General features: G+C 59.9%; 13 protein-coding genes. 3 read left to right on the forward strand and 10 right to left on the reverse strand.

Translation table 11 applies throughout. The features are described from left to right. Positions 1–46: 46 nt before the first annotated feature. The 9 genes from L6418_RS05185 to L6418_RS05220 all read right to left on the reverse strand — a co-directional run bounded on the left by L6418_RS05185 (position 47) and on the right by L6418_RS05220 (position 6,927). Positions 47–598, reverse strand: coding sequence for a PAS domain-containing protein (locus L6418_RS05185; protein WP_237248413.1), 552 nt, complete (start codon positions 596–598; stop codon positions 47–49). Positions 599–713: 115 nt separating this feature from the next. Continuing rightward, the gene (locus tag L6418_RS05190; RefSeq protein WP_237248414.1) at positions 714–1,136 is read right to left on the reverse strand and encodes a rhodanese-like domain-containing protein; all 423 of its coding nucleotides are present in this window, start codon (positions 1,134–1,136) and stop codon (positions 714–716) included. A gap of 211 nt (positions 1,137–1,347) precedes the next feature. After that, complete coding sequence (locus L6418_RS05195; protein WP_237248415.1) at positions 1,348–1,845, reverse strand: outer membrane beta-barrel protein; 498 nt, start codon at positions 1,843–1,845, stop codon at positions 1,348–1,350. Between the two features lie 236 nt (positions 1,846–2,081). Beyond that, positions 2,082–4,484 carry an EAL domain-containing protein gene (locus L6418_RS05200; protein ID WP_269807827.1) on the reverse strand — a complete coding sequence of 801 codons (2,403 nt, stop codon included), beginning with the start codon at positions 4,482–4,484 and terminating at the stop codon, positions 2,082–2,084. Between the two features lie 223 nt (positions 4,485–4,707). Next, complete coding sequence (locus tag L6418_RS05205) at positions 4,708–4,962, reverse strand: hypothetical protein (RefSeq protein ID WP_237248417.1); 255 nt, start codon at positions 4,960–4,962, stop codon at positions 4,708–4,710. Positions 4,963–5,218: 256 nt separating this feature from the next. After that, the gene (locus L6418_RS05210) at positions 5,219–5,533 is read right to left on the reverse strand and encodes a hypothetical protein (protein WP_237248418.1); all 315 of its coding nucleotides are present in this window, start codon (positions 5,531–5,533) and stop codon (positions 5,219–5,221) included. 2 nt (positions 5,534–5,535) lie between these two features. Further along, a complete protein-coding gene (locus L6418_RS05215) occupies positions 5,536–6,045 on the reverse strand; it encodes a hypothetical protein (RefSeq protein WP_237248419.1) in 510 nt (169 codons plus the stop codon). 234 nt (positions 6,046–6,279) lie between these two features. Further along, positions 6,280–6,402 (reverse strand): hypothetical protein, encoded by a 123-nt coding sequence (locus L6418_RS13445; protein WP_269807828.1) that lies wholly within the window; start codon positions 6,400–6,402, stop codon positions 6,280–6,282. 135 nt (positions 6,403–6,537) lie between these two features. Further along, entirely contained in the window at positions 6,538–6,927 is a 390-nt protein-coding gene (locus L6418_RS05220; protein ID WP_237248420.1) for a hypothetical protein, read from the reverse strand. Between the two features lie 170 nt (positions 6,928–7,097). Here L6418_RS05220 and L6418_RS05225 point away from each other — a divergent pair, with 170 nt between their 5' ends. After that, positions 7,098–7,847 carry a nucleotide-binding protein gene (locus L6418_RS05225; protein WP_237248421.1) on the forward strand — a complete coding sequence of 250 codons (750 nt, stop codon included), beginning with the start codon at positions 7,098–7,100 and terminating at the stop codon, positions 7,845–7,847. A gap of 101 nt (positions 7,848–7,948) precedes the next feature. On the opposite strand, the gene L6418_RS05230 is transcribed toward L6418_RS05225, so the two are convergent. After that, the gene (locus tag L6418_RS05230) at positions 7,949–10,219 is read right to left on the reverse strand and encodes a bifunctional diguanylate cyclase/phosphodiesterase (RefSeq protein ID WP_237248422.1); all 2,271 of its coding nucleotides are present in this window, start codon (positions 10,217–10,219) and stop codon (positions 7,949–7,951) included. Between the two features lie 284 nt (positions 10,220–10,503). On the opposite strand from L6418_RS05230, the gene L6418_RS05235 reads away from it, so the two are divergent. Both L6418_RS05235 and djlA read left to right on the forward strand, forming a co-directional pair. Further along, positions 10,504–12,867 (forward strand): serine/threonine protein kinase, encoded by a 2,364-nt coding sequence (locus tag L6418_RS05235; RefSeq protein ID WP_237248423.1) that lies wholly within the window; start codon positions 10,504–10,506, stop codon positions 12,865–12,867. A 91-nt stretch (positions 12,868–12,958) separates the two neighbouring features. Beyond that, the gene (djlA, locus tag L6418_RS05240) at positions 12,959–13,732 is read left to right on the forward strand and encodes a co-chaperone DjlA (RefSeq protein ID WP_237248424.1); all 774 of its coding nucleotides are present in this window, start codon (positions 12,959–12,961) and stop codon (positions 13,730–13,732) included. The last annotated feature ends 4 nt before the right edge of the window (positions 13,733–13,736 follow it).

Here is a 13,736-nt window from a genome sequence, read left to right on the forward strand (position 1 = left end):
GGATGCTTAACGCGGCTCGATTGAATTAAGCGACTCCGGTCGATTCTCAGAAATTGTAGATGCCGATGTAATGCGTCGTTTCCTGCCGATCGTTCTTGACGGCGGTGATGGTCAGCCAGAATGGATGCAGGATGCGATTCTCCCTGGTGCGGATGCGGATCTCGCCGCTCCAGCTGCCGTCCTCCAGCAGTTGCTTCCAAAGCCTTTCGTAATATTTCTTGTCGTGCATGCCGGATTTGAAGATGCGGGGATTCCTGCCGACGATCTCTTCAAGGCGATAGCCGGTCTTGTCCAGGAATTTCTGGTTGGCGCGGATGATGTTGGCCTGTGCATCGGTGATCAGGCTTGGATCCTTGATCTCGAAAGCAACGGCGGCGATGCGCAAGTCCGCCTCGATCCGCTTGCGCTCGGCGATATTCCGGACCAGGGGGCGAAAGATCAGAAAGTAGAAGATGGGGAACAGCAGCAGGGACAGCAGCGTGGCGTCCAGCAGGGATTCGCCCAGTTTGGACAGGTGCGTGAACGAAAGCACCAGGTCCATGACAATGAGTTCGATGAAGAATACCGCCCCGATCAGGATGAGTACCAACCTTATCACAGACTGATGATTCTCGTTCTTTTGTGGGGCTGATGAATCACTGGGCATGGTTGCTTCCCTTTGTTGAACTGGCTTTCTGGATGCGATATTTCTCCGGGAATGGTCGAATCCTGATTCAATACTCCGCTTCGCGTACTTGCGGCATGCCTTCGGCTTCCCAGCGCGTGATGCCGCCGGCCAGGTTGATCACCTTTTTATAGCCCATCATTTGCAGCACGGCGCCGGCCATCGCGGAACGCCCGCTGGTGGCGCAGTAGACGACGATCTGCCGGTCGCGTGCGCCGGATAGCGGCGCGTAGTGCTTCGGGTAGCTGGTGTCGGCAGCGGCTTCGATGATGCCGCGCGGGACGAGATGGGCGCCTTCGATATGGCCATGCTCGAACTCGGCAGCCTCGCGCACGTCGACCAGCAACAGGTCTTCCCTGGCATCCAGCCTGGCCTTCAGCTCGGCCGGCGTGATCTCGGTGATGCAGGATTTGGCGGCGCGCACGAAGTCCATCAGGCCGACGGGTTGTTCGGGTTTGAAGAGGTTATACATTGTCGATTTCCTTTTGCATGTGGAGTTGGGTAGGCGAGGGCTGCGTGAAGCTGTTGTCCGGGCGAACTGTATGGGACTTGTTCGGCGGCTGTCAACGACCCCGACAGGTGATGTGCCGCAAGGCGGATATGCTGTAGCGGGGGCGATGTCGCGGTTTCAAGGGAAAAGAAAAAGGCGACCGGATGGTCGCCTTGTCTGGATCGTTGTTGCCTTAGAAACTGCGCAATACGGTCAGCACATAGGAGTTCTCGTTGCCGCGCGGGATGCCGACGTTGTCGCCGATGCGCAGACGGTTCCAGCCCAGATCGACCGAGTATTTGTCGTTCAGGTGATACTCGATGCCGGCGCCATAGGTGACATCGCCGTGGTTGGCAGTGACGCCGGTGGCATCCTTGGAATGCGCGGAGGCATAGCCGACGCGGGCAAAGCCCTCGAACTCGCCATACAGCGGCACGAAGCCGAGGACGGCGACGGAGAGGGCGGTGGTCCTGTCCGGAGCGGCACTCAGTGCGCCGGAGTCTTCATAGGCGATTTCGGCAGCCAGGTGTTCGTTGTAGCGGTGCCCGAGCACGACCCCGGCGCCGGTGCTGGAGGGCGTAGCGATGAGCTTGCTGGCCGATACGCCGACGTAGTTCTCTGCCTGTTCTTCAGCGTGTGCTGCAGGCATGACGGATGCGCACAAGATCGAAATTGCGATGATTCTTTTCATGTTTCCCTTCCTGAGATATCGATGTTTTAGTTGTTGGATCGAGGCGTGCTGCTTTGCAATGGCCGCATGGCTGCTGCCAACCTCCCTCTGGCCTCTGCGGGGATTCCGCCGCCTGTCCCGCACCGTGGGTGCGATGTACTTGCGGCGGATTTGCAAGGTGGGGCGAACTTTATGGGACGCGTTCGCGCGGTGTCAATGAGGTATAGCTGTTTTTAGTATCCCTCTTATATGAATGGTCATGCCGAAACCGGGGCCAACATGAATTCTGCAGCCGGTACCGGTTTGCCGAACAGGTATCCCTGGTAGGTATGGCAGCCGCGCAGGTCGAGGAATTCCAGCTGCTCTTCGGTCTCGACGCCTTCGGCGATCACGTCCAGGCCCAGGGTCTCGGCCATGGCGATGATGGTCTGCACGATGGCCGCATCGTTGGCGTCGGTGGCGATGTCACGCACGAAGGAGCGGTCGATCTTGATCTGGTCCAGCGGCAGCAGTTTGAGGTATTGCAGGGAAGAATAGCCGGTGCCGAAGTCGTCCAGCGAGAGCTGGACGCCGGTAGCCTTCAGTGCGTTCATGGTGGCGATGGTGTCGTCGATGTTCTCCAGCAGCAGGCTCTCAGTCAACTCCAGCTTGAGCAGGTTCGAATCGATGGCGTTGCGCTGCACCGCTGCGCGTACCTGGTCGGCGAAATCGGCCTGGTGGAATTGTCGTGCGCTGATGTTCACCGCCAGCACGAGGTGGCGTGTGTGTGCGTCGTGCGCCCAGGCCTTGAGCTGCGCGCAGGCGGTTTCCAGTACCCAGTTACCGATGTGCTGGATCAGTCCAGTCTCTTCCGCCAGAGGGATGAATTCGGCAGGGGATACCAGCCCGCGCAGCGGATGGTTCCAGCGGATCAGCGCCTCGGCGCCGAGAATGCGGTCGTCGCGGTCTACCTGGATCTGGTAATACAGTTCGAACTGTCGCTGATCGAGTGCTCTGTGCAATTCGCCTTCCAGCGCGGCGCGAGTGTTGATGGTGTGCTGCATCCTGTGGTCGAAGAAACGCAGCGTGTTGCGGCCAGCCTTCTTGGCCTGGTACATGGCGATGTCGGCCTGTTTCAGCAGTTCCTCAGTGTCCTGGTGGTCACCGCTGAATATGGTTGCACCGATACTTCCCGAGCTGCGGAAGGTGTGCGCACCCAGCTGGTATGGCTGGCTCAGTGTGGCCAGGATTTTCTCTCCCACCGCTTCGGCCTGTTCGGCGGCCTCGATGGTCTGGTTGCTCAGATCTTCCAGCATCACCACAAATTCGTCGCCGCCCAGGCGGGCGACCGTGTCGCCCTCGCGCACGCAGGAGGTCAACCGGTCGGTGGCCTGTTGCAGCAGCAGGTCGCCCATGGCGTGTCCCAGCGTGTCGTTGAGGTTCTTGAAGTTGTCCATGTCGATGAACAGCAAGGCACCTTTGTTGCCGTTGCGGGCATTGGTGACCAGCGAGTGCTGCAGGCGGTCGAGCAGCAGCTGTCGGTTCGGCAGGCGGGTGAGCGGGTCGTGGAATGCCAGTTGGCGTATCCGCTCTTCGGCCACCTTGCGTTCGGTGATGTCGATGTGCGAGCCGACATAATGGGTGACGATGCCGTCCGTTCCTTTCACAGCGGAGACGGTGAGCAGCTTGGGATAAACCTCCCCGTTCTTGCGCCGGTCCCAGATCTCTCCTTGCCAGGTTCCGGTCTCATTGATGCTTTCCCACATCGCACGGTAGAAAAATTCGTCGTGAAGGCCGGATTTGAGTATGCGCGGCGTCTTGCCGATCGCTTCTTCGGCGGTGTAGCCGGTGGATTCGGTGAAGGCCTTGTTGATCCGCTGGATCACGCTGTTGGCGTCGGTGATGACGATGGGTTCCTGGGATTCGAAGGCGGCAGCGGCGAGGCGCATGTCGTTCTCCAGGCGCTTGCGTTCGCTGATGTCGCGACCGATGCCTTGCACGCCGACCGGCACGCCATCGCGGTAGGTCAGGGTGGTGACGAGTTCCAGCGGTATCTGGCGCCCCTGTTTGTCGGTGATCTCCAGTTCGTAGCGGGTCACCTGTTTTTCCGCGGCGAGCTTGGTTGCGGTCATGCTGCGCGCCAGCTCCAAGTTCTTTGGTGTCAGCAGTTTGCTGATGGGGGCATGGATCAGTTCTTCCCGCGTGTAGCCGGTGACGGTCAGCAGCGATTCGCTGACGGCGGTAAATGCGCCGTTCAGGTCGGTACCGTAGGCAAGGTCGCCTGCGTTCTCGAATAACAGGCGGTATTTTTCTTCGCTTTCGCGCAGAGCCTGCTCGTATTTGATCTGTTCGGAGATATCGCGAAGGGAAACAAGAAAGTGATTCGCGTCAGGTATGAGATTGATGGCCACATCGACTTCGAAAAGGTGACCGTTTTTATGGCGATGCCGAGATCTGAAACGGTCATAACCATGAGTAAGCACCCGTTCGATGCGGGCTGTCACTTTCTGTGGGTCGTCTTGCGCATCGAGCTCAGTGACGTGGATGTTTGCCAGTTCGTCGATCGAATAGCCGGACATCGCCGCATAGATGTGGTTGGCATGCAGCAGTCTGCCCTGCAGGTCCACCAACCAGCAGCCGTCGCGGGCGTTCTCAATCATCCGTTTGTACTGTTCTGACACTCAATCACCCGAAGAGAAATCGTCGATAACGTTTCGCGATATTTTTGCCAGATCGTCAAGTCTTCTGGCCTTCTGCAACAGTCGATGCTCCTGCTTTGCATTCACGTGCCCGGTCTTGCCATATGCCCCGGATATGCCGGGAATGAGTGGCATTGCGACAGGTGCGTCAGGGAGTCCAAAGAAAAGGCGACTGGTGTCGCCTTTGCCGGAGTCAGAGGAACGGTTAGCGGACTTTCTGCAGCGTCGCATTGACGGTGCAGGACCAGTTCCCTTTTTCGTTCTGTTTGCAATTGCACGGCATGTACTTTGCCACTTGTTCGTTGTAGGTCCTCTTGTCCAGGATATCCTCTTTGGCGGCGGCGCAAGCTTCGGCTTCGCTGCTGCCTTTCTTGTTTCCGTTCGTGCCGGATACTTCACGATCGGCCATCGCATTCGCCGACGCCAGTGCCAGTACTGCTGCCAGGATGTAATTCATCATGTATCAACTCCCCTAATGGTTTTAACATTCAAAAGCACGGCCGCTCAATGAATTGCTGCCGTGTTCCTGCACATTGCGGATCGAATTTTCTTCGTCGACAACTTTGCTTTTATTGACGGTAATCCTATCAGCAGTGTTGTCAAAAAAACGTTAAGAAAACAGCGGGGTGCGGGAATTAGTGGAATCCCTGATTGCACTGGAAATGGGTATTGCAAGGCAGGCTGTTCCCATTGCACGCAAGGGCTAAGTTGGCGGGCTAATGCGCTTTGTTGAGGGCGTCGATCCTGTCGTTGTATGCGGCGGTCGCCTGATTGCAGCGCTTGATGGCTGCAATCAGTGCGTCCGTCGTGCTGCCGCACTCCTGCAGCGCCTTGCGATCGGCCTGCATGGTGTCGACCAGCGCTGCGTAGGTGGCATCGTTGGCGATCGGTCTGGGGGGCGCGCAAGTGCTGTCGAGCAGTGCCGCATCCACGTTGCAATTGAGGGCATGCGGGACGACGGGCACGGCCTGGCAAGCACAGAGGAACAGGCTGGCCAGCAGGGTAAAGCGCCTGGTGTGTGGTGTATTCATCGTCAGCCTCCGTTTGCCGCGGTTTCGTTCAATGCCTCGGCTACGCCATGCGGTACCCTGGTTTGCAGGCATGCATTGCCCTCGATTTCGCTGCGCAGCTCGTTGCGCTCCTGTTGCAGGCGCGCGATCTGCTGATCGAGGCTGGCTTGCTCATCGCCGGTTGCAGAATTGCGCCTGGCGGTAAGGGCTTCCAGTCTTGAGTCGGTTGCGGCGAGTTGTGCTTTCGAGCGTGTGGCCTGTTCGCCCAGTTCGTTGCGGGCGCGATGCCATGCGGCTTCCCTGTTGGCGCTGTTGCGGCGTATCGCTTCGAGTTGCTGCCGGTGGTTGGCGTTGATGTCGTCCAGTTGGTGTTCGAGCCGGGTGAGTGCAGTCCGGCGTTCAAGATCCAGGCTCTTGCCGGTTTCGATCGCCTGTTGCAGAGCTTCGCGGGCGTGCTTGCCGCGGTAGTCGCCGATCTGGTATCCGGCCAGCAAGCCGGATACCAGCACCAGCAGCAATGTGAGGTTTTTCATCCGGTCGCTCCGTATCGCATTGACGGGGTGCCTGCTTGCCGGCCGGTCACGCTGTGGCAGACGCACAAGCGGGAAGAACTGTAGGGAGGGATACGGGCAAAGTCAATGATGATGAAGTGGTTACTGTTGCGACCTGTCCAACCTGGCATGTTTTCCGCCCCGGAGGTCGCCGCGTGAAATGAAAAGAGGCGGTTCTCACCGCCTCCGTGTTGCAACCAGCCAGAAGGATGGACATCAAGCTAAACTGACCACCCCGGCGATGCTGGCAATTACCGTGGCCAATGCTGCGAGCCAGCCCAAGGCCACGCTGAAGGCGGCATCCTCTTTCTCGGTGTCATTGCTGTCATGGTATGTCATGTTGAACCTCCTTTATGTCATCGCTGAATATGACATTGCGTTTTACCCGCTCAATTGCGGGCAAACGTCTGACTGGAGATCCAGGGATTGATTCTGCCGCCCGTCCTGTCGGGAGGGTACCGTCGGTCGCCCCGGTCAGGCGGTCGTGTTGATCATGCTGCCAATTATTTGCCCGGTGCTTGAGGTGGGCGTGGATATCTGGGCGGGCAGCTTGTTGTCGAACGAGATCAACTTGGGAACGACGGTGTAGACGTCGCTGGATGACGCCTGCATGCTCTGGAACGCAGTGCTGGTCTGGACGCTGAGGTTGGCCTGGGTGGCTGTGGCTTGTGCCTGTGCGGCTTTCATTTCAAGCGAGCGCGCGTCGTCTTGCGCGCGGTCGGCAACGGCTCTGGCATCTCTGGCTTGTGCTTGCAGGGACTGTGCTGTCTGGGCGGCCTGGTCGGCAGCGCGTTGGACTTGCTGCGATTGGCCCTGCTGCCACAAGGAACTGGCACCGGCTGTAATGGATGCTGGACTTGGCATGACGATCCCCCTTTCCTGACGACTGCTCGCATAACATACGCTTTTATCGTGCTTAATTCAATTGTCACTGCTGCCGATAGTGGTTTTGCCGACCTGCGCCGTATGGCATGCGAGCGGTACGGCTGCAACTGCTAGAATCGTCATCCTTATCACACGGGAGTATCCAGACCATGAAAGCCCTGTTAGCGATCTTCATGTTTGTTGCAGTCCACTGCGCCTGGGCTGGGGAAGCGCCTGCCGCAAACCCGCCAGCAACAGGCACTGTCCACGGCGAGGTGCTTGAGGTCAAGGAGGTCGAGAACTTCACCTATCTGCGGCTGAAGACGCAGGATGGCGAGACCTGGGCTGCGATCATCAAGGCGCCGGTGAAAGTCGGCGATACCATTGCGATCGAGCACGCGATCGTGATGACCGATTTCGAAAGCAAGTCGCTGAAAAAGACCTTCCCGTCGATCATTTTCGGCAGGTTGGGCGGTACCGGGGGGGCTGCCGATGCGGGCATGGGCGAAGAGCCGGCCATGGGCGGCGAGCGTCCGGCCAATGCCTTGGGCACGTCTTACGCCACGCTCCCTGCGAAGAAACAGGATGCGATCAACGACGAACACGTCGCCAGGGCAAAAGGGGAGAATGCGTGGAGCGTGGCCGAGGTCATGACCAAGGGGGCAAAACTCAAGGACAAGACGGTGCGGGTTCGCGGCAAGGTCGTCAAATACAACCCCGGCATCATGGGCAGGAACTGGGTGCACTTGCGCGACGGTTCGGGCAGCGCGGCCGACGGTACCAACGACATCCTGGTGACGACCGCGGACGAAGCCAAACCTGGCGATATCGTGACGGCCAAAGGCGTCGTCCGTGTCGACAAGGATTTCGGTGCGGGCTACTCCTACAAGGTATTGATCGAGGAAGCGACGTTGCAGTGACTTTCGCTTTGTGCGGAAAGCAGAAGGCGGCCGTATGGCCGCCTTTTTTGTGCGCGGCGGAAACGGTGTTGCAGATCGGATTTCGCGGACGCCCGGGGCGATCAGGCTTCGGAGTCGACGAAGCGGATCGAATCGCCACCCGCTTCCTTGGCCAGGTACATCGCCTTGTCGGCCCACTTGATCAGGTCGTCCGGCGTGGCCTTGTTGCCGGTGAATACGAGCGCACCCAGGCTGGTGGTGCAATGATGGGTGACGGTCTTCTCCGGTTCCTTGTCGGTCTGGAACTTGATCGTATACGGTTCGGACACGACCCGGCAGATCTTCTCCGCAACGCTGCGGGCCTGTGCGACCGACTGGGTTTTGCCGGTATCCAGTTCGTTCAGGACGATCACGAATTCGTCGCCGCCGAAGCGCGCGACGGTGTCCATCTGGCGTACGCAACTTTTCAGCCGGTTTGCCACTTCGACCAGCAGCAGGTCGCCGACGGCATGCCCGTACATGTCGTTTAGCGGCTTGAAGTTGTCCATGTCGAGGAACATGACTGCGGCATAACGGCCGCTGCGCATGCTGGCGGCGGCCGTTATGCCCAGGCGGTCGTTCAGCAGGCGACGGTTGGGGAGTTGCGTCAGTGCATCGTAGAAAGCGAGATTGCGTATCTGGGCTTCCGCCAGCTTGCGTTCGGTGATGTCATGGATGATGGAGAACAGCAGCGGAGCGGTCCTGTAATGCACCGAGGACGAATGCACTTCCACGGTACGGATATCGCCATTCGCCAGGCGGTGGTCGAAGACGAAATAATCGCGATGATCGTCGATCGCATGCTGCATTTCGCGGGCGATCTCGGTTTCCGACAGCGTGTTGATGCTGCTCAGCAGCTTGCCGCGCAGGTTTTCCAGCGGGTAGCCATAGAATCTGGCTGCTGCGGGGTTGGCGTCGACGATCATGCCGGAGCCGGGTTCGATCAGGAGCATGACGGCACTGTGCCGTTCGAACATCTGGCGGAACCGCTCTTCGCTTTCGCGCAATTCGGCCAGCATCTGCTTGCGTTCGGAAATGTCGACGAAGGTGGCGATCGCCCCCTGCATGACGCCCTTCTCCAGCAGGGGCTGCGACCAGTATTCCACGGATATGGGTTTGCCGTCCCTGGTCCAGAATACCTCGTCGATGGCGTGGATCTCCTGATTGTTGCGATAGGCGCTGTACATCCTGCATTCCGAGGCCGGGTAGTGGCTGCCATCGGGATGGGAATGATGGATCAGCTCATGGATATGCTTGCCGATGACCTCGTCTTCGTGGTCGTAGCCGAGGATGCGCAGGAACGCCCGGTTCACGAAGGTGCAGTTGCCGTCGGTGTCGACGCCGTATGCGCCTTCCGCCATCGAGTTGAGCAGCGAGTACATGCGCTGGTGCGATTCGCGCAAGGCGGTGACGTCCTGCACGATGCCCACCCCGCCCACGATTTTGCCGCTGCCGTTGCGCGAAGGAGCGCAGGTCATGGTCACCCACTTGTGCACTTCGCTGAGAGTGGAGGTATAAGGTCCCTCGTAATAACCCAGTTCCCCCTGCAGGGCCTGCTTCAGGGCGGGCAGGACGACCTGGTCCCTGAGCGTTTTCATGTCCAGTCCGATGAGGCGTTCGAGCGGGGCGTGCAGGATGTCGGCGAAGCGCTGGTTGCAATAGGTGATGACGAGGTCGGGGTCGTAGTGGAGGATGCCGACGGGTGAATGGTTCAGCAGCAAACGGTAGCGTTCTTCCTCGGCTCTCGCGGCTTCCTCGCGCGTCGAGGCGGCAAGGCGCAATTCGATGTTCTCGCGAATGTGCCGGTGCATGTGGCGCAAGCTCACGATCATGAAGGCGAGATACAGCAGGCTGGCCATGCCCATCGCCTGGGAAGTGCGGTCTCCCGCGGCAAACAGGCGGACGATGGCCGGCAACAGCGCGGCGATGGAGAATCCGGTCGCGCCGATCAGGTCGGCTGCGTACGAGATCACGCCACCTGCCGTCAGGCCGGCCAGCATGAAGATGAGGAAAATCTGGTGATACGGGTCGTTGGCGGGGAACATCACGATGCCGGCCGATCCCCACACGATGCCGGCGGCGAGTACGCCGAGCCGGAATCTGTTCAGTTGTGCGCATGTGGCGGCGCTCTCGTCCAGTGCGGAGCGCTTGCAAACCACCGCCATCATGGCGCGGACGAGTGCGACCAGTACGACCAGGGTGAGCCAGGCCACGATCACGCCAGGAGCGATCACGTCGCGCTGTACATAGGCAAGAACTGCGGCGAGCAGGGTGCTGGTAACGATGGATGCGTGACACGTGCCCAGCATTTGCCGGATCAGTGCAGCCTGTGTCGCTATCTTTTTGTCTGACAAGTGTTTTCCCCATTTGCAGCGGGGAGAGTTGCAGATCCCCGCGTCCCGCTGTTGCGGGACCATCGCCTTGCGCCAGCTCCTGTTCTGGGGATGCCGCCCCGGACCTCTTACCGTACGTGCGATGAGATGTGCCGTGGGGGGCGGATTTGCAAGTGTACGAACTGTAGGGGAGTTGGCGGTGCCGTGTCAATCAACGAGCGGGGGACGTGCCGGCATGTTCGCCCGCGGCGGCCTGCGACAGAACTGTTATCATAGCGGCAGGGACAGGGTTGATATCGTTTGACATGACAATAAAAAGAATAGGTCGCTTCACCATCATTCGCGAACTTGGCCGGGGAGCCCAGGGAGCGGTCTATCTCGCATACGATCCCCAGCTGGATCGCCAGGTGGCCATCAAGACGCTGCGTCCGGGCGCCGCACAGACCGAGATCCTGTTGCGCGAGGCGCGTATCGTCAGCAAATTGCAGCACGCCAATATCGTGCCCCTGCACGACGCAGGCGAGAGCGATGGTTCGGCCTACCTGGTTTGTGCCTATATCGAAGGCGGCACGCTGGCGACCATGCTGCAGCACGGGGCCTTGCCTGCGGTGAAGTCGGCCGAGATCGCCTGCTACCTGCTGGATGCGCTGGAATATGCCCACCAGCATGGTGTGATGCACCTCGATATCAAGCCCGCCAACATCATGATCGGACAGCGCGGCCAGCCCATGCTGACGGATTTCGGTATCGCCAGGCTGATCCAGGGGCAGAGCGAAGCGAGCCGAGAGGTGGTCGGTTCTCCGCAATACATGGCACCGGAGAGCATCAACGGCGAAGGAGTGAATGCCAGCTCGGACCTCTATTCGCTCGGCATCGTGCTGTACGAGATGGTCACCGGGGTGGTCGCCTTCCAGGGCGAGAACGTGATGCAGATACTGAATCGCGTCGCACATGAACCCGTGGCTGCACCCTCCGCCCATAACGCCGAACTGGACGAAAAGCTGGAGGCCATCATTCTGAAATCGGTCGGCAAGCGCAGGGAAGAGCGCTATCCGGATGCGGCTGCCATGCGCGCCGCACTGAAGGAGTATCTCGGCGGGATCGGCGAGGCGGCCGCCAACGATAGCCACAGCACGCTGGATTTCCTGTTGCGGCGCATGCGCAGCAAGAGCGATTTCCCCGCGCTGTCCAACATCATCACAGAGATCAACCAGATCGTGGCTTCGGAATCGGACAGCGCGAACAAGCTGGCACGCGTGATCCTGCAGGATTTCGCGCTGACCAACAAGCTGCTGCGGCTGGTCAACACGGTCTCGTACGGTCAGTTCGGCGGCAACATCAGCACGATCTCCAAAGCCGTGGTGATCATGGGTTTCGAGACGGTGCGCAACATCGCGATGTCGCTGATCATGCTCGAATTCATGCAGAACAAGTCGCTGGCACACCAGCTCAAGGACGAGGTGATCGCCGCGTTCTTCGCCGGCGTGGTGGCGACGCAGCTGGCCGTGGGCCGCAACATCCGCGATGCCGAGGAGCTGATGATCTGCGCGATGTTCCAGAATCTCGGCCGCATGCTGGTGACCTACTATTTCTTCGAAGAGAGCCAGGAGATCGCGCGCTTGATCGAACAGGGGCTGACGGAGGAGCAGGCTGCGATCAAGGTGCTGGGGCTGACCCATAACGAGATCGGCATCGGGGTGGCCAGGAGCTGGAGTTTCCCGAAGCGCTTGCTGGACGGCATGGAGAAGCTGCCGCAGGGCGAAGCGGTGAAGAAGCCCAAGACCGAGGCGGAACACATGAAAGCCACGGTGAACATGGCGAACGAACTGTGCGTGATCGCCGCAGCGACGGCGACCCAGGAGAAGGCGCAGGCCTTGAACCGGCTGCGTTTGCGCTACCAGGATGCCATCGACATTTCCGAGCGCAAGCTGAACGATGCGCTGGAAAGCGGGTTGAAGGAACTGTCGCGCCGGGCGATGACGCTGGAGATCAACACGGCGCGCAGCCCGCTGGTGAAGAAGGTTCGGCAATGGAGCGGGCTCCCGGTAGAGCAGCCGGCCGCTGAACACAGGGAACAGCGCGAAGGGATGAACGGTGTGCATGGCATCGAGTCGGTCCTGAACGCGGAGGCGCAGGAAGATGCATCTGCGAGACCCGATCCCGAGACCGTGATGGGCGCCGGCATCCAGGACGTGACCAATTCGCTGGTGGAGGATTTCAATCTCAACGATGTGTTGCTGATGGTGCTGGAGACCATCTACCGGGGGCTGGGATTCAAGCGCGCCATCATCTGTATCCGCGACAACAAGAGCAATGCCATGGTGGCGCGCATGGGACTCGGCGAGGATGTCGATGCGGTGATCCCGCGTTTCCGTTTCAACCTGGCGTTCGAACCGGATGTGTTCCATCTGGCGGTCGACAAGGGCGTCGATATCGTGATCGAGGACCTGCGCGCGGAGAGCATCGCGAGCAAGGTGCCGGCATGGTACCGGGGACTGATCGATGCGCAGAGTTTCATCCTGCTGCCCATCGTCATCAACAAGAAGACGCTCGGCCTGTTTTATGCCGACATGCAACAGGCCAACAGCCTGAAACTCTCGGAGCGCCAGTTGTCCCTGTTGCGCACTCTGCGCAACCAGGCGGTGTTGGCCATCAAGCAGAAGATGTAGCAGCCGCGCATGGGCTCCGCCCCGCCGGGGCGAGGGTATAATGCGCCCCCTTTTTGCGGCTGCCGGCCGCGCGTTCATTTCTGGAGTTGCCTTGTTCAAACTTATCGGTGTCGTTGCGGGTTATTGGCTGCTTGGTTTCTGGGGCGGCCTGCTGGGATTTTTCATCGGTTCATTCATCGATCGCGTCAGGGTGTACGGCTCGGGCGGCATGAATCCGCTGCAGAACGCATTGCGCCAGGCGGTGTTCCTGGAGACCGTGTTCATCTCGATGGGCAAGCTGGCCAAGGCGGACGGGCACGTGTCGCAGGATGAGATCGACCATGTCGAACAGTTCATGCAGAAGCTCGGCATGTCCGCCGAGCATCGGCTGCAGGCGATCGCCCTGTTCAAGCAGGGGGCCGACCCGGCCTTCGACATCGCGCCGACCTATGCGCGGTTCATGGCCGTTTGCGGGCACACGCGGAACCTGAAGGATGTGCTGCTGGTGTACCTGATCGTGATGGCGCTGGCGGACGGCCATTTCCACCCGGCCGAAGAGGCGTTGCTGATCGACATCGCCGCACGCCTCGGCTACGACCAGGCGACCTTCCGCCGCATGATGGACATGGTGTTGAACCAGAGCCATTTTGCCGGCCAGCAGGCCGACCCGGCCGCTGCGCTGAACGATGCCTACAAGGCGCTGGGCGTGAGCAAAGACAGCAGCGATACCGAGATCAAGCGCGCCTACCGCAAACTGATGAGCCAGTATCATCCCGACAAGCTGATCGGGCAGGGCATGCCGGAGGATATGGTCGCCATGGCGACCGAGCAGGCCAAGGAGATCCAGGTCGCCTACGACCTGATCAAGAAGAGCCGCAACCTCTGAGCCT

Source organism: Sideroxyarcus emersonii (assembly GCF_021654335.1).
Classification (GTDB): domain Bacteria; phylum Pseudomonadota; class Gammaproteobacteria; order Burkholderiales; family Gallionellaceae; genus Sideroxyarcus; species Sideroxyarcus emersonii.